The sequence below is a fragment of the Rhizobium sp. YS-1r genome (assembly GCF_000757525.1).
GTDB lineage: Bacteria > Pseudomonadota > Alphaproteobacteria > Rhizobiales > Rhizobiaceae > Neorhizobium > Neorhizobium petrolearium.
Genome location: NZ_JPYQ01000055.1, coordinates 158443 through 179662, shown reverse-complemented (window position 1 = coordinate 179662; position 21220 = coordinate 158443). Strand labels below are relative to the sequence as shown.

Annotated in this window: 11 protein-coding genes; 4 read left to right on the top strand and 7 right to left on the bottom strand. The window is 59.2% G+C overall.

What is annotated here, in order from left to right; all coding sequences use genetic code 11:
* Positions 1-66: 66 nt before the first annotated feature.
* The gene (locus tag JL39_RS23630; protein ID WP_052183086.1) at positions 67-8571 is read right to left on the bottom strand and encodes a glucoamylase family protein; all 8505 of its coding nucleotides are present in this window, start codon (positions 8569-8571) and stop codon (positions 67-69) included.
* Between the two features lie 438 nt (positions 8572-9009).
* On the opposite strand from JL39_RS23630, the gene JL39_RS23625 reads away from it, so the two are divergent.
* Positions 9010-10173 carry a M20 aminoacylase family protein gene (locus JL39_RS23625; RefSeq protein ID WP_037156556.1) on the top strand — a complete coding sequence of 388 codons (1164 nt, stop codon included), beginning with the start codon at positions 9010-9012 and terminating at the stop codon, positions 10171-10173.
* A 75-nt stretch (positions 10174-10248) separates the two neighbouring features.
* Here the strand turns inward: JL39_RS23625 and JL39_RS32000 are convergent, their stop codons facing one another.
* The 6 genes from JL39_RS32000 to JL39_RS23600 form a co-directional block, all read right to left on the bottom strand.
* Positions 10249-10392 carry a hypothetical protein gene (locus JL39_RS32000; RefSeq protein ID WP_161784797.1) on the bottom strand — a complete coding sequence of 48 codons (144 nt, stop codon included), beginning with the start codon at positions 10390-10392 and terminating at the stop codon, positions 10249-10251.
* Positions 10393-10567: 175 nt separating this feature from the next.
* Complete coding sequence (locus tag JL39_RS23620) at positions 10568-11542, bottom strand: threonine/serine dehydratase (protein WP_037156554.1); 975 nt, start codon at positions 11540-11542, stop codon at positions 10568-10570.
* 87 nt (positions 11543-11629) lie between these two features.
* Positions 11630-12460 (bottom strand): endonuclease/exonuclease/phosphatase family protein, encoded by an 831-nt coding sequence (locus JL39_RS23615; RefSeq protein WP_037157248.1) that lies wholly within the window; start codon positions 12458-12460, stop codon positions 11630-11632.
* Between the two features lie 73 nt (positions 12461-12533).
* Positions 12534-13994: a phosphatidylserine/phosphatidylglycerophosphate/cardiolipin synthase family protein gene (locus JL39_RS23610; protein WP_037156552.1), complete on the bottom strand. Its 1461-nt coding sequence runs from the start codon at positions 13992-13994 to the stop codon at positions 12534-12536.
* An 80-nt stretch (positions 13995-14074) separates the two neighbouring features.
* Complete coding sequence (locus JL39_RS23605) at positions 14075-15430, bottom strand: aspartate aminotransferase family protein (RefSeq protein ID WP_037156550.1); 1356 nt, start codon at positions 15428-15430, stop codon at positions 14075-14077.
* Between the two features lie 133 nt (positions 15431-15563).
* Positions 15564-16997 carry a M20 family metallopeptidase gene (locus tag JL39_RS23600; RefSeq protein ID WP_152601249.1) on the bottom strand — a complete coding sequence of 478 codons (1434 nt, stop codon included), beginning with the start codon at positions 16995-16997 and terminating at the stop codon, positions 15564-15566.
* Between the two features lie 530 nt (positions 16998-17527).
* On the opposite strand from JL39_RS23600, the gene JL39_RS23595 reads away from it, so the two are divergent.
* The 3 genes from JL39_RS23595 (at position 17528) to JL39_RS23585 (ending at position 21220) form a co-directional block, all read left to right on the top strand.
* Positions 17528-19123 (top strand): ABC transporter substrate-binding protein, encoded by a 1596-nt coding sequence (locus JL39_RS23595; protein ID WP_037156548.1) that lies wholly within the window; start codon positions 17528-17530, stop codon positions 19121-19123.
* Between the two features lie 159 nt (positions 19124-19282).
* Entirely contained in the window at positions 19283-20287 is a 1005-nt protein-coding gene (locus tag JL39_RS23590; RefSeq protein ID WP_037156546.1) for an ABC transporter permease subunit, read from the top strand.
* Between the two features lie 27 nt (positions 20288-20314).
* Entirely contained in the window at positions 20315-21220 is a 906-nt protein-coding gene (locus JL39_RS23585) for an ABC transporter permease subunit (protein ID WP_152601265.1), read from the top strand.

Genomic DNA, 21220 nt, shown 5'->3' with positions numbered 1-21220 from the left:
CAAGAGAAAACCCGCCGCCATTTGTTTGGCGGCGGGTTTTCTTTGGTTGATTCTTACCGGCAGGTATTAGCTATGAGCCGGCTCTGACAATTTCCTGGCAGCGGATGTGCCCAAGAGAAAACCTTCCGTTTCGTTCACCGCCTTGCCGTCGACAGTCACCTTGCCGTTTTCGACCTCAATCTTGTGAACCACGTCGTCGATCGTAAGTTCGGCGGTAAAGCCGTTCCAGCCGGTCGGCAGGACCGGGTCGACAAAGAGCCTATCTCCTTGGCGCCGAAGGCCAAGAATACCTTCAACCGCCGCGCGATAGAGCCAGCCGGCCGAGCCTGTGTACCAGCTCCAGCCGCCTCGCCCGGTGTACGGCCCATGACCATAGACATCGGCCGATATCACATAAGGCTCCACGCGGTAGGTCTCTGCTGCGGAGCGGTCGAGCGCATGGTTGATCGGATTGAGGATCTGGAAGCACTTCCAGGCATCGTCGCCACGCTTCTGCGCCGCCAGAGCAAGCACAACCCAGATTGCCGCATGGGTATACTGGCCGCCATTCTCCCGGACGCCCGGCGGATATGCGCGGATATAGCCGGGATCCTTGCGGGTATCCTGGAACGGCGGCGTGAAGAGACGGATGATGCCCGCTTCGTCGTCGACCAGCTTGTCGAGCACCGCATCCATGGCTTGGCGGGCACGATCCGGATCGCCCTCCCCGGAAAGTACGCTCCAGGACTGGGCGAGTGAATCGATACGGCATTCATCGCTGGTGCTGGAACCGAGCGGAGACCCATCGTCGAAATAGCCGCGACGATAATAGCTACCGTCCCAGCCGGCCTTCTCCAGAGCTTGCCTCAGGCCTTCAAGATGGGCCGTCCATAGCTCGACACGCTGACGGTCATTCCGCTCCTGCGCGTAAGGCAGGAAGTTCCGCAGAGCACTTGCAAGGAACCAACCAAGCCAGACACTCACGCCACGGCCGCCGACCCCAACTCTGTTCATGCCGTCGTTCCAGTCGCCCCCGAGGATCAGTGGCAGGCCGTTGTCGCCAGTGCGGACGATCGCAAGGTCAAGCCCTCTCGCCGCATGTTCATAGAGGCTCGCCGTCTCGGACGAAATCTCCGGTTTGAAAAAAGCATCATGCTTGTGCTTTTCCAGAAGCGGACCTTCCAGGAAGGCGAGCTCTTCGTCCAGCAGCGACTTGTCGCCCGTTGCCGCGACATACTGATGCGCCGCATAGGCCAGCCAGACCACATCGTCGGAAATCATCGTGCGGACACCGGCGCCGGAATTTGGCAGCCACCAGTGCTGCACATCGCCTTCCTTGAACTGCCGCGAGGCCGCATTGACGATCTGGCGGCGGGCAAGCGACGGCTCATGCACCAAGAAGGCCAGCGTATCCTGCAATTGATCACGGAAACCGAAGGCTCCAGATGCCTGATAGAAGGCCGTACGAGCCAGGATGCGGCAACCGAATGCCTGATAGGGCAGCCAGTGATTGACCATGTTGTCGAGCGACTTATCCGGCGTCGATATCTTGAGACGCCCGGTGAACCCCTTCCAGAAATCGCGACTTGCCTTGAGAACCGCATCGAACTCTTCGCTGCGCAGTTCAGCGACAAGCGCCTGTGCATCTTCTTTCGTATCCGCGTCCCCGAGGAAGAAGGTGAGCTTCTTTTCCTCACCCGGCGCAAGCTCGATATCGCAGCAAAGCGCCGCGCACGGATCGCCGTCCAAATCAAGCGAGCTGTTGAGCGCTGAAGCGGACGTAACCGCAGCCGGCAACTGCACCGAACCGAACCTGCCGATGAATTCACGGCGGCTGGCCGTGAAGCCGGACGGCATCTCCTTCATCGCCATGAAAGCAAAACGGCGATAATCGATGCTGTAGGGATTGGTCGCGAAGAGCGCTCCTGTTTCCTCGTCGCGGCTCGACAGGATTAACGGAATCGATCGCGCCGGATTACTGCCGAGCAGCCATTCCGCATAACCGTAAACTCGCAGCTTACGGGTCTCGGAGCCAATATTGCGCAGGAAGAACGACGACAGCTTGGCCGGACGTGTGCGATCGACCGTCTGCATCAGTTCCAGCCTCAGGCCGTCATCCTCGGAGGTGAAGACCGAATAGCCGAGACCATGGCGAGCCTCAAACTTGACTTCCGGCTTGCGCGACAGAGCGGCAAATGGCGTGAGGATGGCACCGCTGTCCCGGTCGGCAACGTAGAACGCTTCGCTGGGCCGATTGATGACCATGTCGTTCGACCACGGCGTCAACTGGTAGTCGCGGGAATTCTGCGCCCAGGTGAAGCCTGCTCCTTCCGCCGAGATATGGAAACCGAACTTCTCGTTGGAGATAACGTTGATCCACGGCTGAGGCGTAGCCTGACCACCGTACAGGCGGACGACATATTCGCTGCCATCCTTCGAGAAGCCGCCGTAGCCGTTCCAGAAGTCCAGATCGGCGGCTGTCCCGATCTCTGCCGGAGCCTGGAAGATCTCGCCCTTCGACAGCGGGCGACGATCGATCTCGACCTCTTGATCCTTCGGCGGCGCAAAGATAGAGGCAGCGCGATTGAGCTGGTCGCTGATTTTGCCGTTGCGTGCATGAAGGACTACGCGAGAAGCGGCGATCAGGCTCTCCGATCCCTCCTCCTCCATGATGTCGCGTCGAAGCGAAAAGACGTGCTGACGCTGGCCTTCCTGCTGACCGAGCCGACGGGCGGTTTCGGAGAGATATTCGATCGCATGCTGCATTTCCTGCGCGTAGGACGCGGCACGCTCATTGAAGATCACGAGGTCCGAGACCACGCCGCGTGACCGCAGGTATTCCTGTGCGCTCATCGCTTCCTTGGCGACCGCCATGTCGTTGTCGTCATTGATGCGTAGCGTGAAGATCGGGAAATCACCCGAGACGGAGGACGGCCAGAGCGACGACTGCGGTTGCATGCCGGCCTGGATCGTTGACTGATCAGCGCGAAGCTGCATGTCCGGATAGATGAGATAGCGCGCCAGATGCTGGAAGGCCGCAGCATCCTGGGACGATACGCCGAGATGGCGCATCTGTACCTGCGTGCGTGTCCAGGCCTGGGTGAGTTCGGTCTGAAACGCATCCGGATGACGGTAACGTTCGATTGCCTGGTCGAGTTCGTCGCGCTTCGGTGCGGCGATCGTCCAGAATATGACGCTTACCTTCTTTCCGGCTGGTACGCGAACGACCCGGCGCAACGAGAGGATCGGATCGAGCGTGAAACCGTCGGTGCCGGAGAGTGTCGCACCGTCATCGAATGCGGCAGCCTCCGAAAGCGTACGACCGCGGCCCAGGAACTTCCGGCGATCCGTTTCGAATTCGGTGGGACGCGCCGAGCCTGCATTGTCGGCCGCCAGATGCGCGATGATCATATCCGGATCATTCGGGTTGCGCTTGTTGCGCCAGGCGCGGATCACGTCGCCACGCTTGCCGATCTCGGTGCGGACGAACATGCGCGAGAAGACCGGATGAGCATTGTCGTCATCTTCTGCCGCCAGTACGGGCTCCAGGTAGGAGGTTACCTCGATGAAACGATCCTCGGTCCCCATGTTGAGCAGCGTCAAGCGGCGCCCCTCCGCATCGTGTTCCGTTGCGACGATACATTCGACGATGCTCGTCAGGTCGCCGATCGTCTTGTGGAACTCGGCGCGTTCATCGCTGAAGATGACTTTCGTCTGCTCGCCTTCCGCACGTCGCGGCTCGGTGGTCGCGGACCACCAGTCACCGGTCGTGGTATCGCGCAGGAACAGGAACTGCCCCCAGCGGTCTTCCGTCGGGTCGGGTTTCCAGCGGGCGACCGACATGCCGTTCCAGCGGGAATAACCGGAGCCGGTGGCCGTGAGCATGACCGAGTAATGGCCGTTCGACAGAAGCACCAGTTCACGCTCCTTGGAGGCCGGATTGTTGATGGTGCGGATTTCCGGGCGCAGCAGTTCGCCCTGGCCCTTTCCGGGGGTCTCCTCATGCTTGGCGCTCATGACCGGTATGTCACGCGGCGCCTTTTCCTGCAGAAGCAGTTCGGCCGCTTCGATCACCGGATCGGAATGGAAGAGCTCGCGCAACAGACCGTTCATGACGACGTTGGCAATCGCTGCGATCGACATGCCGTGATGATGGGCATAGTAGTTGTAGACCACTGCGCAACGCTGGCCTTCCGGCACCCGGGTCGGGGTGAAATCGACCGCATCGTGGAAGCCGAACATGCCAAGTGCGCCGAGCGAGCGCAGCTCTTCCAGATTTTCCGCGGCCGCGATGGGATCATATTGGCTAGCAAGGATCGACGCGTAAGGCGCGATCACCGCATTCTGCCCAAGACCGCGCTTGAGACCAAGGGTCGGGACCCCGAAATTCGTGTACTGGTAGTTGAACTGATGGTCGCGGGCATTAAAAGCCGCTTCGGAAATACCCCAGGGCGTTCCGAGACGCTTGCCGTGATTCATCTGCTCCTTGACCACCAGATTGTTCGTCTGGTTCAGAATGCCGCCCTGACGCTCCTGCATGACGAGCGGCGGCATCAGATATTCGAACATCGAGCCGGACCACGAAACGAGCGCACCCTGTGCGCCGATCGGCACGACCTGGCGGCCGAGGCGATACCAGTGTTCGGTCGGGATGTCGCCCTTGGCGATCGCAAAAAGGCTGGTGAGGCGGCATTCAGATGCCAGCAAGTCGTAGCAGGCTTCGTCCAGCTCGTTGGTTTCGACACGATAACCGATCGACAGCAGCCGGCGTTCCTTACGGAACAGGAAGCTGAAGTCCATCGAGAAGGCAAGATTGCGGGTGCGGTCCCGCAAGGCGATCAACCGCTCGCGCAACGATTCGATATTGGCATTGTCGAAGACACTATCGGCGATATGCACCTCGCAGATATTGACGAGCGATGCAGCCCAGCGGGTGACCTCCTCGCTTTGCGTCGAACGCACTTCATGGTCGAGATTGGTCGCAAGCTTCTGGATATCGCGCGCGAGCACTGCCAGATTGATGATGCGAATCGAGGCAAATTCGTGTTCACGCTTAACGGCGGCAAGCGCATTGCCGAAGCCGGCAATGCGCTCCTCGAGGCGACGACGCAACGGACGAACGGTTTTGCGGTCGTCCGGCAGTGCCTTCAGCGTTTCGGCGAGAATGCCCGCGACATCCCCGATACCGTCGAGATTGCCCTGAAGGTGCGCAGACGGCGCCTCAGACCAGATACGGCAAGCCGACGAGATTGCAATCAGATGACCGGCGAGGTTGCCGCTGTCGACCGACGAGACGTAGCGGGGGCCGAGCGGTTTCAGCGTGTCGGTGTGATACCAGTTGAAGAGATGGCCGCGGAACTTGTCCATTCTCTCTATGCTGGAAATAGTCTGCTCGATGCGCTCGATCGTGTCGGTAAAGCTGATCCAGCCGAAATTCCGCGCCGAAATCGTCGACAGCAGATAGACGCCGATATTGGTAGGCGACGTGCGCTTGGCGATGATCGGATCCGGTTTCTCCTGGAAATTGTCCGGCGGCAGATAGTTCTGCTCGAGCGTGACGAACGCTTCGAAGTAGCGCCAGGTGCGGCGGGCGATCTTGCGCAGTTCAACCGACACCGGTTCCGGCACAAAGAGACGGTCTTCCGTTTCCGCCGATTGGCTCACATACCAGGCGACGAGCGGCGAGAAGATCCAGAGTACGGCAAACGGGATGCCGACGAGGAAAGCATTGTCGCCGGGAATTGCCGAGAGGATGATGCTGAGGACCGCAATCGCCGGAGCATGCCACATCGCTTTGTAGTAGTCCTGCGGGCTGCCTTGCGCACTCGACTGGATTGAAGCAGCGGTTCGCCATTCCAGCATCAGCTTGCGGCTGAAGAACAGGCGATAGAGAGAGCGGGTGATCGCATCCGTCATGATGCAGGCGGCATCCGCAATGAAGACGACGCGAAGCGCAACCTGCGCATTGGCGGAGCGGATATCTGACCAGACGGAGTAGAAATGCGCTCTGGGGACGATGTCTGTGGAATGCGGCAGAAGGCCGGTAACCAGTGACAAGGTCGGAGCGACGAACAGCGAGAAGATCAGCAGGATCTGCCAGATCAGCGCGCCAAGCGGATCCATGAAATACCAACCAAGTACGGAAGCGAAGAACCAGGCAATTGGCGTGAGCGAGCGGCGCAGGTTATCGATCATCTTCCAGCGGCCAAGCGCCGTGACGCCGCGCTTCGGATCAAGAATATACGGTAGAAGCTGCCAATCGCCACGGGCCCAGCGATGCTGGCGGGAGACTTCGACCTCGTAACGGATCGGGAAGTCCTCGACCAGTTCCACGTCAGTCACCAGCGCGCAACGTGCAAAGGAACCTTCGAGGAGGTCGTGCGAAAGCACCGAGTTCTCGTCGATCCGTCCCTTGAGCGAAGCCTCGAAAGCATCGACATGGTACAGGCCCTTGCCGGTGAAGCTACCCTCGCCGGTGAGGTCCTGATAGACATCGGAGACGGTGAAGACATAAGGATCGAGACCGCGTCCGACCGAAAAGACACGCTGGAAGACCGAGGCTTCCTTGCCGGTCGTTAGCGAAGGCGTCACGCGTGGCTGCATGAGACCATAGCCGTGGATCACGCGGTTCGACTTCGGATCGAGCACTGGTCGATTGATTGGATGATGCATCTTGCCGACGAGTTTCGTCACCGCGTCGCGCATCAGGCGCGTGTCGGCATCGAGCGTCATGACATACTGGATGCCTTCCGGCACGATGTTGGCGCCCGGAAGATAGGTGGTATCGCGATCGCCGCGGAGCAGAAGGTTCAGTTCGTGCAGCTTGCCGCGCTTGCGCTCCCACCCCATCCAGGCGCCCTCGTTTGGGTTGAAAAGGCGGCGGCGGTGCAAGAGGTAGAAGCGTGTTTTACCGTCACGGGCATATTTGGCGGCAAGCGCAGCGACCTCGCGCTTGGCATAATCGAGAATTTCCAGGTCAGCGTCTGTTTCCTCAAACTTGCCGTCGCGCCAGTCGCTCAAGAGCGCGAAATAGATCTCGCCGTGCGGATTGGCGAGATAGTGGACTTCAAGGTTGCGAACGAGTTCGTCGACCGTATCGCGGTCCGAAATCAGGCAGGGCACCACGACAAGCGTCTTCGCCTCCTCCGGAATGCCTTCCTTGAATTCGTAACCAACGAGCCGCGCCGGCCTTACCACGTAAGTGACGAGTGTATTGAAAAGGCCCGTCACACCTTCGGAAGCCGGCAATGCAAACATCAGCAAGAAGAAGAAAACGACCGGCAGCGGCATGTCCGCCTGCACGAGGAACCAGCCGGCGATCGCCATTGCCAATACCGTCAGGAAAATGACAGGCCCGGCGATGGCGAACCAGTTGAGGCGACGGACGAGACGCACGATCTGCTGGACCAAGAGCGGTTTGTAACCGACCGCCGCTTCCAGTTCCTTCAGCCGGCGGCCCACGACGAAAGCGCCGATATTGGTTTCGCGCGGATCGGCATTTTCCTGGGCAGCCGCCTCTTCAGCCAAACGGATCGCCACTTCCGCCACTTCCGCTTCGCTTCTACGAGAGCGGCGGGCGACCTGTTCGATGCGGTTTCGATAAGCGTTGCGCGATCCGAAATCGAGAGCTTGATAGTCTGTACGCTCGCGGAAGATCCTGTCGATCTGCGAGACTTCCTCGAACCATACGCTCCATTCCGTATCGTCGATCTCGCGCAAGCTCTTGATGATGTTACCCATCGTCACGTTGCCGGACGAAAGGCGATTCTGCTCGGCGAGCATCACTTCTTCGGTATCGGTGCCGGCCTGCTCCAGCCGCTGCTCCAGCCAGGCGATCGCGAAGCCGGACGTCTGAGATGCGTTGCGCAAGCGATAGAGAAACTGAGTAGTGAAGGTGTTGTCGTTCGTCAGATCTTCAACGCCCTTGAGCAACCCGGCGCTCGCGGTCTCGTCGTTGAGACGGATAATCTCGTCGGCAACTTCATTCGCGCGACGGCGCATGTTGCGAGAGCGGTCGACGCGCGTAGCGATGCGGCGAAGGTTCTCGATCAGGACAAAACGTGTGAAAGAGGGCAACGCCCAGAGCTCGCCGATCTGAAGCGGCTCGTTGAGCTGGAAGCCTTCGACCATCGCCCCGAGCCCGTCATGGGACAAGCTGCTGTGCGTGTGGGCGACATACAGCCAGGCAAGCGCCAGAACACGCGGCATTTCCTCGCCGGCAACCGTCATCGTCGGAAGCTGGCGGTAGAATTTGCGCGGAAAATCGCGGCGGACTTCCTGAATCGCTTCCTCGACGATGTAGTAGTTGTCGAGCAGCCATTCCGCAGCCGGCGTAATTGTCGCGCCGGCATCCACATCGACAGCGGCCGCCCGATAGACCCGGAAGATCTCCTTCTCATTCTCCTTGAGACGTTGAAAGAAATCGAATCCCGCGAAGCCGGGCAGGCCGGACGTCCCCTCCCGCCCGAGTTTCTCGCCACATTCCCTCAAACCGTCGATGTTGAAGTAAGTCGAGCGGATGGAATCGTTGTGGTCTATCTGCTTGGCTTCGGTTTCGCGTGAGGAAACTGGCGACGTATTGTGAAGGGACATGGATACGGCTTCTGGGTGAAAACTCTTGGGGGTTTGTCGGCCTCGCCTTACTCGGCCTGCATCAGAAGCGCCAGTTATCATTTTGATTATGGTGACCATCTGACGCAAATCCGCGAAGAAGGGAAATAGAGGGCGGCCTCGATATTGCAAATGATTGACCGAAATCTATTGCCCGCTTTTCGCGGATTGACACATCTTCCGCCTCTAGCCGGGGCAGCCTGAATAGAGGCTGAACGGAAGTGGGCTATGGATAATGCGCGGAATTTCCACACAGATGCAATGTACGCATTTCTCCTCTTAGATACTCCTGCATGGCGTGAAATTTGATCGCCGGCAGGTTACCTCCGGCGGCTCACGCTGCTATTCATATGTCGAGCGGAAAGATATGGCCTCGGTTCGCCCGCAAACAATCCAATCGAAATTCCGGTACTTTGAGAAATGACGATCCAGTTTTCCAATTACATGGCCGAATTGATAGCGATCCGCCGCTACCTTCATCAATATCCCGAGCTCGGACTTTCGGAGTTCAACACGGCTGATTTCATCGCCAGGCAACTCATCGAGTTCGGTTACGAAGTCACTCGTGGCCTTGGCCGGACCGGGCTCGTCGCGACACTCAGGAATGGCGTCAGTAATCGCGCCCTCGCTATCCGTGCCGATATCGACGCACTGCCGATCGAGGAGGAGACCGGCGTCGAATATGCCAGCAGGAACAAAGGCTTGATGCATGCCTGCGGTCATGACGGCCACACCGCCATGCTACTGGGAGCCGCCAGGATCCTTGCGGAGCGGAAGAATTTCGACGGCACGATGCACCTGATCTTCCAACCAGCCGAGGAAAATTTCGGCGGGGCAAAGCTGATGATCGACGACGGCCTTTTCGAGCGCTTTCCCTGTGACGCCGTCTTCGGCCTGCATAACGATCCAAGCCTGGCTTTCGGGCAGATCGGCGTGAAGGACGGCGCCATGATGGCGGCAGTTGACGAATGCCGCATCGTCGTCAACGGCCGCGGCGGCCATGGTGCCGAGCCTCAGGACACCGCCGATCCGATCGTCTGCGGCGCAAGCATCATCATGGCGCTGCAGACAATCGCCTCGCGAAACGTTCATCCGCTCGATCCGACGGTCGTTACCGTCGGAGCCTTTCATGCCGGCACGGCCAGCAACGTGATTCCAGAGCGGGCGGAGATGGTTCTGACGATCCGCTCCTTCGATCCGATCGTCCGCAATGAACTGGAAAATCGCATTCGCATGATCGCCGAAGGTCAGGCGGCAAGCTACGGCATGACTGTGACGATAGACTATAAACGCGGCTATGAGGCGACGATCAACCACCAGACGGAAACGGCGTTCGTTCGCAATCTGGCCAAGCGGGTCTTCGGCGAGGAAAAGGTCGTCGATTTGCCGCGTCCATCGATGGGCAGCGAGGATTTTGCCTATATGCTGGCAGAGCGGCCAGGGACCTATTTTCTCCTCGGCACCAAGCGCAGTGACAACGACCCGCCGCTGCATCATCCGCGCTTCGATTTCAACGATGACGCGTTACCGATCGGCACGAGCTTCTGGGTGGAACTTGCCGAAGCCTATCTGCCGATGAAATAGCCTGAAAATTGCAACACCTCCCGAGCCGGTAGAGCGCGGAAGGTGTATGGTGCGATCCTGGAAAGGATCGGAAGCTTAAGGGAACAGGCCGAGCGTCACTGCCCCAAGGAAGATGAAGGCTGCGATCACCAGAGCGGTATTGGTAACCCACTGCCATTTGCTTGTGAAGGCGACGTTGCGAACTGGGAAGGACCGTGTCTGATGCTGAGCTCGCTGCATGGATATCTCCCGGGTTCTGGTTTGCCCTTTCAGAGCACTCCTATGTTAACTTATCACGATTAACTCGATAGAGATAATGTTTCACCCGATACGCGTGCGGTAGAAAATCCTTTTTTCTTAACGGCGGCTTTGACGAGTTAACAGTTTATTATACCCCGGCCATGCCGGCCGCCAATTAGGCAGGAAACTTGTCGAGCGCCAGGCGGAAGACATCGACGTCGATATTGCCGCCGGAGCACACAGCAATCACCGTGTCGCCCAGTGTCTCACCATGAAAAAGAGCAGCCGCCAACGCCACCGCACCACCCGGCTCGACCACGATCTTCAGGCGGCTGAAGGCAAGCACCACCGCATGAAGCGCCTCGTCCTCGGTAACGACCAGACCTGGGCCGCAGAGCCGCGACATGATCGGAAATGTGATGTTGCCCGGCTGAGGCGTAATGATCGCATCGCAGAGTGAACCGGATTGCGCCGCATTGCGCTCGATCTTTCCGGATGCAAGAGAACGCGTCACATCATCGAAGTCCTGCGGTTCGCAAGGATGGACACGGAACTGCGGTGCCTTGGCTTCGAGTGCCAGTGCAACGCCGGAAATGAAACCGCCGCCACCTGTCGGCACGAGAACATCCGCCTTCCCGATCCCCTCTTCCTTGGCCTGCTCTGCAATTTCAAGACCGGTCGTTCCCTGACCGGCAATAACCAGCGGCTCATCGAAAGGCTTGATCAGCGTCAGACCGCGCTCCCGCGATAGCCTCTCGCCGATCGCATCGCGATCCTCGTTGGCTCGGTCATAGAGCACAACCTCGGCGCCATAGGCACGGGTGTTCTCCATCTTGATGCGGGGAGCGTCGGACGGCATGACAATGACGCTCGGAATGCCGTGCATTCTGGCCGCTAGCGCGACACCCTGTGCATGGTTGCCGGAGGAAAAGGCAATCACCCCTTTGGCGCGCACCTCTGCCGGTAGAGCCGAAATCGCAGACCAGGCCCCCCGAAATTTGAAAGAGCCCGTATGCTGCAGGCATTCCGGCTTTACAAAGATGCGCCGTCCGGCGATCTCGTCCAGGAATGGAGAAGAAAGCAGCGGTGTTCGGCGCACGTGACCATCAAGGCGGACACGGGCGGCTTCGATCATGGCGATATCAGTCATGCGGAAATCCAGTCGAGGGGAGAGAGGGTGGGCCGGCTGGCAACCCTAACGATGCCTTTGGCCGCCGTAAAGATTGAAGCAACAGCATCAGCCGGTCTCTACCGCCTCGGCAAATGGCAGCTTGCCGAGCTTCAGCACGGCCTTGATTGGCAGGTGGTCGGAAGCGAGCCGGGCAAGCGGCGTATCATGGGTCTTCACGGCGTCGATGAGCCCCGGGCGGTTCGCCATGATCCGGTCGAGCGCCAGAACCGGCAAGCGAGAGGGAAAGCTCGGTACGGCTGCAGGCAAGCCGAAAACGGAGGCAAGCGTGTTGAGCGAGGACCGGTCGCCCAGCCGCCATTCGTTGAGATCGCCCATCAATACGGTCGGCTGCTCTTCGCGCGAACTCAGGATATCGAGAATGACGCGCGCCTGCTGATGCCGCGAGCGGTTGAGCAGGCCGAGATGCGCCGCAATGATACGGAACATGCTGCCGTCCTTGAGTTCGAGTTCCGTGATAAGCGCACCACGCGGCTCAAGCCCGGGTAACTTCACCTGATGCACATCGCGGACCAGCCCCTCGCGAAGGAAGACCGCGTTGCCATGCCAGCCATGAGCCTTGGTGACTCCATTGACAGGGACCGGGAAAAGCCCGGTCTCTCGCTCCATCCACGCAAGATCCAACAACCCCCGCCGTTCGCCGAACCGGGTATCGGCTTCCTGGAGGGCGAGCACATCGGCTCCGATCTCGCGGATCACATGGCTGGTTCGAGCGGGATCGAACTTGCCGTCGACGCCAACGCATTTATGGACATTGTAGGAGGCAATCAGCATGCCCTTGCTGCGATCATGGGGCTCATGGCCCCCCACGCCCCGATTCTTGTGCGCTCGGATGGATGCCAGAATGCTTGCTGAGAGATTTGGGCGTTTTTCCCGCATGATCTGAAAGGCTATTCGCATACACACAAACTATACGATAATCCGCTTGCTGATCCAGCTTTTCCCATCATCACTAGAGATAAGGCGAACCCAGCCAAAGCACCCGCTCGATGAGCCGCACGAGGAAGGGCCTGGACTGTAATCCATCAAGCGTCACTTCGGTCGCCGAAGAAATCGCCAGATCGATCCTTCGTTCCAGCGCTTCGGCAAAAGGACGGTCGAAAACTTCAAGATCCACCTCGAAATTGAGCCGCAGCGACCGTGGATCGAGATTTGAGGAACCGATATAGGCCCAACATCCGTCGATTGCCATCAGCTTGGAATGGTCGAAAGGCCCCGAAGCACGCCATATACGGCAATAGTTCTTCAGCATCTGGTCAAACTGCGCCGTCATCGCACGGTCGACCAGAACGAGATTATTGGCGGTGGGCACGACGATATCGACTGCCACACCGCGCCGTGCTGCAGTAATCAGTGCGGTGATCAGTTCCCGGTCCGGCAGGAAATAGGGCGAGACGATCCGGATTGAGGAGCGCGCCACGGAAAAAGCACCCATCAGCATCTTGTGGTTCGTCTCGACGCTCCGGTCGGGACCGGAGGAAACCGCCCGAATGAAAACCGGATTCCCTGGCTCCGTTTCGGACGGATCGAGCGCCCAGGGTTCCCCTGTCAGCATTTCCTCAGTCGCAAATCGCCAATCAGCCGCGGCAATTGCAAAGAGATCGGCCACGACCGGCCCCGTGATCTTGAAATGCGTATCGAGGGAACATTTGTCGCGGCTGAATTCGCGCGAAAAGCCCTCGCGGATATTCATGCCGCCGGTAAAAGCCACCCTGCCGTCGATGACCAGGATTTTCCGGTGGGTCCTGAGATTCGCATAGGGCAATCGCAGCCCCATAATGACGTTGCCGTTAAAGACATCGACCGTGACGCCGCCATCTCGGAGTATGCCGAGCACACTCGGCACCGAATACCGGGCGCCGACGGCGTCGATCAGAATGCGCACTTCGGCACCGCGTTTTACGGCCGCGATCAGCGCGTCGACAAATCGCTGACCGATCCGGTCGCGATCGAAGATATAGGTCTCGAGGATGATGCTGCGTTGCGCCTGGCCGATCGCCTCTAGCATCGCGCCATAAGCTTCGTCGCCAGTATCGAGCGCCAGGATCGTGTTGCCGGTCGTCAGGCGATGATGCGTCACACGATCGCCAAGTGTTTTCATTGCTCGGAACCTGTAACCGAATTGCCCGGTCACCAGATCATCGGTAGCGTCATAGGAAGCAAAATGAGCGCGGATATCTCCCTGGAGCAGCGCTCGACGATCGCTGATGACGGTACGGCGTATGCGATTGATACCGGCGATCAGATAGAGTAGCGCCCCGACAATCGGGGAAAGGACGATGATGCCGACCCAACCGACCGCAGAACGCACCTCCGCTTTCGTCATGGCGGCATGAATCGCCGCTGCCGTTCCCGCCAGGACCGAAATGGTGAAGAGGATATGCGGCCAATAGGTCTCAGCGAGCTCAAGCATGACGCGAAATATAGGCGCGCGCGCATTTTGCGCAATCGGAGCCGAACGGTGACCTTATTAAGTCCGGCTCCGAAAGACTGTCAGGCAGAAAGCTGCTTCTGGAAAGCGTTGAGCGAGTCTTCGAACAGGTCGAAGACCGCATCCACTTGGCTCTCACTAATTATCATTGGCGGGCAAAGCGCCAGTGAATCACCGATGGCGCGCGAGATGAGCCCTTTTTCCAGCATGACTGCAAGCAGCTTCGGGCCGAGTTCGCCGGCAGCGAACCCGTCGCGCGGCTTGAGTTCCAAGGCACCGATCAGACCGGTGCCACGGGCCTCGATCGCCAGAGGATGGCTTTCCATTGCCTTCAGCCGGCTCTGGAATTTCGGTGCCAACGCCCGCACGTTGCCGACAAGATCGCGCTCCTCGATGATCGCGATGTTCTCCAGAGCCACGGCCGCTGCAACCGGATGGCCGGCTGCCGTCACCCCATGGCCGAATGTGCCGATATTCGCCGATTCGTCGGCAAGTGGCTGGTAAACCTTCTCGTTGATCAGCAGCGCTGAGATCGGCTGGTAGGACGACGAAATCTGTTTGGAGACGGTGATGATGTCCGGTTCCAGCGAAAAAGTCTCGGTGGCGAACATCTTACCGGTGCGGCCGAAGCCGCAGATCACTTCGTCGGCGATGAAGAGGATGTCATATTTCTTCAGTACCTTCTGGATTGCTTCCCAATAGCCCGCGGGCGGCACGATGACGCCGCCGGCCCCCATGACTGGTTCGCCGATGAAGGCCGCAACCGTCTCCGGACCTTCCCGCAGAACCAGATCCTCAAGGTCCTTCGCGCAACGCTCGACGAAGGCCGATTCGGTTTCACCTTCCTGCTTGAAGACGCGGTAGTGCGGGCAGGTCGTATGGAAGATGCCCGGTAGCGGCAGGTCGAAGGAACGATGGTTGTTCGGCAGGCCGGTCAGGCTGGCACTGGCGATCGTCACACCATGATAGCCCTTGATACGGGAGATGATTTTCTTCTTCTCCGGCTTGCCCAAGGCATTCGAGCGATACCAGACCATCTTCATCGCCGTGTCATTGGCCTCGGAACCGGAATTGGTGAAATAGGCCTTGGACATCGGCACAGGTGCCATCTGTATCAGCTTCTCGGCCAGTTCGACGGAGGGACCGTGACTGCGAGCCGTGAAGGTGTGGTAGTATGGGAGCTTCGCCATCTGCCTGGCGGCCGCTTCGACGAGACGGTTCTCGCCAAAGCCGACCGCAACGCTCCACAGCCCGGCCATGGCCTCGATATACTTCTTGCCATTGTTGTCATAGACATAGACGCCCTCGCCGCGATCGATCACCAGTGAACCGTCACGCTCCAGCGCCCGGGCATTGGTGTAGGAATGAAGCTGGTAAGCCTTGTCGCGGGCTTCGATGGAATTGGGCTGAATAGTCACGACGGACCTCCTGTGAAACATGCGGAACGCATAAAAATTTCATAGGCGGAAACGGCGAGATTGGACAGCCCAAATCGCCGCGCTCAAGCCGAACACCGTTCAAAATAATTGACGCGTCAATCAGCGCATTTGGTCATTTGACCGTCATCGCCGCGACGGGCGGCTCGGCTCCGGGCGGAATGGGACTGGTGTATTCCTGGCCCTTGCGACGCTTCTTGAGATCCCCCCAGGCGGCTTCACGAAGCTGCTCGCTTTCGATTGCCGCAAGGCCGGTCGCAGCCATCGCCTTGGCGGCGGAAACCATGCCCTTGTGGGCAAGCGCGCTCTGCCCCTGCGCCACCACCTGCCAGGTATGAAGCTGGGTGCCGACGGCGAGCGTCGCACCATAGGCCTGCACGGTCGGCACGACCCAGCTCACATCGCCGACATCCGTCGACCCGCCCATTTGCCTCACCTCGTTGTGAGCTGGTAGGACGAAATCCGCCAGCGGGATGTCCCTTGGCTCGAGGCGTTCCTGATTCCAGCTCGCGGCAATATCTTCCGGCGTCAGAGTCGCACGTATCTTCTCGGCGAACGCAACATCGGCTTCATCGAAAGGCGGCGGTCCCATGCTGTCCCAGATGTCCTGCATCGCATCCATCAGCGGCTTGTTGACGATGAGGTTGGAAACGCCTGCAAGGATCGTGCTTTCGACCTTGGTCTCGGTCATCAGCGCCGCCCCCTCGGCGATCTTCTTCACACGTTCGATCAACGCCAGAAGGCCAGGCAGTTCAGGCGCACGGACGACATAACGAACCTTGGCATGCGCCTGCACCACGTTCGGCGAAATGCCGCCGGTATCGAGGACCGCATAGTGGATGCGGCAATCGGAAGGCATGTGCTCCCGCATATAATTGACACCGACATTCATCAATTCAACGGCATCGAGCGCGCTGCGGCCAAGCTCCGGCACGGCCGAAGCATGCGCTGCCCTACCTGTGAAAGTGAAATCGATCCGGCAGTTGGCAAGCGAGGTCTCCCGCTGCACGCCGGCGAAATTGCTCGGATGCCAGCTGATGGCGATGTCGACATCCTCGAAGGCGCCGGCCCGCACCATGAACGCCTTTGCGGCGCCGCCTTCTTCCGCCGGGCAGCCGTAATAGCGCACGCGGCCGGGCGTGCCAGTCATTTCCAGCCAATCCTTGAGCGCGGTCGCCGCAAGCAGCGAAGCCGAGCCGAGGAGGTTATGGCCGCAGCCGTGACCATTGGCGCCGGGGATCAGCGGCTCTTGGTGAACCGCACCCGCCTTTTGACTGAGGCCGGCCAGGGCATCGTACTCGCCGAGGAACGCGATCACCGGCCCGCCCTCGCCCGCTTCGCCGATGAGAGCGGTCGGGATGCCGGCCACATTTTCCGTGATCCGAAAACCTTGCGCCTCCAGCATTTCGCGGTGCGCGGCGGCGGAAAGCTTCTCCATGTAGCAGGTTTCCGGCGTCTCCCAGACACGGTCCGCAAGATCGGTGAACACTTCCGTCTTGCGGTCTATGAAATCCCAAACGAGCGGGAGATTGGAATTGCCTGTCGTCATAAAAATCGTTGCCTCGATACGCCTATGCCTCTGGGAGGCCCGAACCGTACTCCATTTTGGCTCGATGACAATGCGGCGACGCAGCAAAATTGACGCTACGGAAAGATGAGGCATTGGAAAAGCGGATGTGATCGGCATGCGAATTTTAGCATCTCGACAACGAGATCATAATCGCTATGCTCTCGCGCCGCAGCCCGCCGAAAATCCAAGGAATGGATCTAAAATAATAAGAACATACGGGGATTTTGCCAAATTTGTGGAAATTTTTCTAAAAAATGAAATGCAAGCGGAATTCGATACGGGCGATCCCGATCGATGCCAAAGGCGACCAAGGTGGAGATGCGCGGCGCAAGCTGGGGCAGGTCGTCAGGAGAAATTACTGTGAAATTACTGTAATGGGCGACGGCAAGTTTCGCCGACCGGGAGGTGAATAACAAGAATATCAAGCTTGAAGCGCCCTGCGGCGCATCATCCTAACGACACAAATCAACCGGGTCGGGCAACCGGCCAGAGGTCACAGGGAGACCGTTATGAAATACAAGCTCACCCTTGCCGCAGCACTTCTGTCGGCAACGTTCTTTGCCAGTGCAGCCAGCGCCAAGACCTTCGTTTACTGCTCCGAAGGTTCTCCGGAAGGTTTCGATCCCGGCCTTTACACCGCCGGCACGACCTTCGACGCTTCCGCTCATCCCATCTACAACCGTCTGCTCGAGTTCAAGCCGGGCACGACGCAGCCGGAGCCAGGCCTCGCGGAAAGCTGGGAAATTTCGCAGGATGGCACTGTCTACACCTTCAAGCTGCGGCAGAACGTGAAGTTCCAGACGACCGACTTCTTCACGCCCGCCCGCACCCTGAATGCCGATGACGTCGTCTTCTCCATCGGCCGTCAGATTGATGCGAAGAATGCGTGGAATCAGTATATCCCCGGCGCAGCCTGGGAATATGCTGCCGGCATGGGTTTCCCGGAGCTCATCAAGTCCGTCGAGAAGGTTGACGACCTCACGGTGAAGTTCACGCTGAACAAGCCGGAAGCTCCGTTCCTCGCCAACCTTGCCATGCCCTTTGCTTCGATCATGTCGAAGGAATATGCCGACAGCCTCGACAAGGCCGGCAAGAAGGAGCAGCTCAACCAGATGCCGGTCGGCACTGGTCCGTTCATCTTCGTCGGTTATCAACAGGATGCGGTCATCCGCTACAAAAAGAACGCCGACTATTGGGGTCCGGCGCCGAAGATCGACGATCTCGTTTTCGCTATCACGACTGATGCAGCCGTTCGGTACCAGAAGCTGCAGGCCGGCGAATGCCACCTGATGCCGTATCCGAACGCCGCCGACGTCCAGTCCATGAAGTCCAACCCCAACCTGACCGTGCTGGAACAGGAAGGCCTGAACGTGGCCTATTTCGCCTACAACACCACCCAGGCTCCCTTCGACAAGGTCGAAGTCCGCAAGGCGCTCAACAAGGCGATCAACAAGAAGGCCATCGTCGACGCCGTCTTCCAGGGCATGGCAACGCCCGCTAAAAACCCGATCCCGCCGACCATGTGGTCCTACAATGAATCCACTCAGGATGATGCGTATGACCTCGACGCGGCCAAGAAGATGCTGGCTGATGCCGGCGTCAAGGACCTCTCCATGAAGGTCTGGGCGATGCCGGTTTCGCGTCCTTACATGCTGAATGCCCGCCGCGCTGCCGAGATCATCCAGGACGATTTTGCCAAGATCGGCGTCAAGGTCGAGATCGTGTCCTACGAATGGGCTGAGTACCTGGATCGCTCCAAGGCCAAGGATCGTGACGGTGCCGTTATCCTCGGCTGGACCGGCGACAACGGCGATCCTGACAACTTCCTCGACACTTTGCTGGGCTGCAATGCCGTCGGCGGCAACAACCGTGCTCAGTGGTGCAACAAGGAGTTCGACGATCTGGTGAAGAAGGCCAAGGTCACGTCTGATCAGTCCGAGCGCACCAAACTCTACGAACAGGCTCAGACCGTCTTCAAGAAGGAAGCTCCCTGGGCGACACTCGATCACTCCCTTTCCGTCGTCCCGATGCGCAAGGGTGTCACCGGCTTTACCCAGAGCCCGCTTGGCGACTTTACCTTCGAAGCTGTCGATATCGCCGAATAATTAGACACTCCCAATATTTTTGCCGCGGGACGCGTTGCGTTTCCCGCGGCATTTTCTTATGAGACGCCGAAAAATGTGGCGATGACGCCTCGATTGCCGTTTCCATGGCTTGACAAGCCCATGAATCGGCCAAGACCGAAAAACCATCGAAGGTTTAGAATGTTTGGCTTCCTGTTGCGGCGTCTTGCCGTGTTGATCCCGACCTTCATCGGGGTCTCGATTATCGCCTTTTCGTTTATCCGATTGCTGCCAGGCGATCCCGTCGCATTGCTCTCGGGCGAGCGCGTCATGTCGCCAGAGCGCCACGCGTTGATCAGTCAGCAGCTCGGCCTCGACCGGCCAATGGTAATTCAATACCTGGATTATCTCGGAGGCGTTCTGACCGGGGACTTCGGCTCTTCCATCGTTTCGAAGAAACCGATTCTCGACCAGTTCCTCGCGCTCTTTCCCGCCACGGTCGAGCTTTCGCTCTGTGCGATCATCATCGCTGTCGCACTCGGTATCCCGGCAGGTGTGATAGCGGCGATCAAGCGTGGATCGTTTTTCGATCAGGCGCTGATGGGCGTGGCCCTCGTGGGCTATTCGATGCCGATCTTCTGGTGGGGCCTCCTGCTCATCATCTTCTTCTCCGGTATCCTGCAGTGGTTTCCGGTCTCCGGCCGGATCTCACTGATGTTCTTCTTCCCGCCGGTCACCGGCTTCATGCTGATCGACTCGCTGCTCTCCGGCCAGAAAGGCGCCTTCGCCTCTGCGCTGAGCCATCTCGCACTTCCCTCGATCGTACTGGCGACCATTCCTCTCGCGGTCATCGCCCGCCAGACGCGTTCGGCCATGCTGGAAGTCCTGTCGGAAGATTACGTTCGCACCGCCCGCGCGAAAGGCCTATCGCCCTTCCGTGTCGTCGGCATTCATGCATTGCGCAACGCCATGATCCCGGTCATCACCACGATTGGCCTGCAGATTGGCGTCATGCTTGCTGGTGCCATTCTCACGGAAACGATCTTCTCGTGGCCGGGTATCGGCAAGTGGATGGTCGACAGTGTCTTCCGTCGGGACTATCCCGTTATCCAAGGCGGGTTGCTGCTGATCGCGGGCATCATCATGCTCGTCAACCTCATCGTTGATCTACTCTACGGCCTGATCAATCCCCGTATCCGGCATTAAGAAGGAGAAAATCCCATGGCCGATATCATGGTCGACAAGGCGCCTGAACCAGTGTCCAGCGCTGCGCTGCGCCGCCAGATGCTAAAGGAATTCTGGTTCTATTTCTCGGAAAATCGTGGCGCCGTCATTGGCCTCTTCGTTTTCCTTCTGCTCGTTGTTGTCGCTGTTCTTGCGCCTCTCATCGCGCCCCATTCGCCTTTCGAACAGTATCGCGACGCGGTTCTTGTGCCGCCGATCTGGACCGAAGGCGGACGCGCCAGCTACCTGCTCGGCACCGATCCGGTTGGCCGCGACATCCTCTCGCGCCTGATCTACGGCGCGCAATATTCGCTTTTCATCGGCGTCTTCGTGACGACGCTGTCGCTGACCGGCGGCATTCTGGTCGGCCTCATTGCCGGATATTACCGCGGCTGGGTGGATACCGTCATCATGCGCCTGATGGACATCATCCTCGCCTTCCCGTCGCTGCTGCTGGCACTCGTGCTCGTCGCGATCCTCGGCCCCAGCCTGACGAACGGCATGATTGCGATTGCGCTCACCCTCCAGCCGCATTTCGTGCGCCTGACCCGTGCAGCGGTCATGGCCGAGAAGACTCGCGATTACGTGACGGCGGCGCGCCTTGCCGGTGCCGGCCCGCTCAGGCTGATGTTCCGCACCATCCTGCCGAACTGCACGGCGCCGCTGATCGTCCAGGCGACGCTTTCCTTCTCGAACGCCATCCTCGATGCAGCCGCTCTCGGCTTCCTCGGAATGGGCGCTCAGCCGCCGGCCCCGGAATGGGGCACGATGCTCGCCGAGGCACGGGAATTCATTCTGCGCGCCTGGTGGGTCGTCACCTTCCCCGGCCTTGCAATCCTCGTTACCGTGCTTGCCATCAACCTGATGGGCGACGGTCTGCGCGATGCGCTCGACCCGAAACTGAAGAGGTCCTGA

Excerpts from the sequence above, each read along its gene's own strand:
- JL39_RS23610 (WP_037156552.1), bottom strand. The coding sequence starts at position 13,994 with ATGCTTGAGCTCGCTGAGACCTATTGGCCGCATATCCTCTTCACCATT.
- JL39_RS23585 (WP_152601265.1), top strand. The coding sequence starts at position 20,315 with ATGGTCGACAAGGCGCCTGAACCAGTGTCCAGCGCTGCGCTGCGCCGC.
- JL39_RS23630 (WP_052183086.1), bottom strand. The coding sequence starts at position 8,571 with ATGTCCCTTCACAATACGTCGCCAGTTTCCTCACGCGAAACCGAAGCC.
- JL39_RS23615 (WP_037157248.1), bottom strand. The coding sequence starts at position 12,460 with ATGCGGGAAAAACGCCCAAATCTCTCAGCAAGCATTCTGGCATCCATC.
- JL39_RS23595 (WP_037156548.1), top strand. The coding sequence starts at position 17,528 with ATGAAATACAAGCTCACCCTTGCCGCAGCACTTCTGTCGGCAACGTTC.
- JL39_RS23600 (WP_152601249.1), bottom strand. The coding sequence starts at position 16,997 with ATGACGACAGGCAATTCCAATCTCCCGCTCGTTTGGGATTTCATAGAC.
- JL39_RS32000 (WP_161784797.1), bottom strand. The coding sequence starts at position 10,392 with ATGCAGCGAGCTCAGCATCAGACACGGTCCTTCCCAGTTCGCAACGTC.
- JL39_RS23590 (WP_037156546.1), top strand. The coding sequence starts at position 19,283 with ATGTTTGGCTTCCTGTTGCGGCGTCTTGCCGTGTTGATCCCGACCTTC.
- JL39_RS23620 (WP_037156554.1), bottom strand. The coding sequence starts at position 11,542 with ATGACTGATATCGCCATGATCGAAGCCGCCCGTGTCCGCCTTGATGGT.
- JL39_RS23625 (WP_037156556.1), top strand. The coding sequence starts at position 9,010 with ATGACGATCCAGTTTTCCAATTACATGGCCGAATTGATAGCGATCCGC.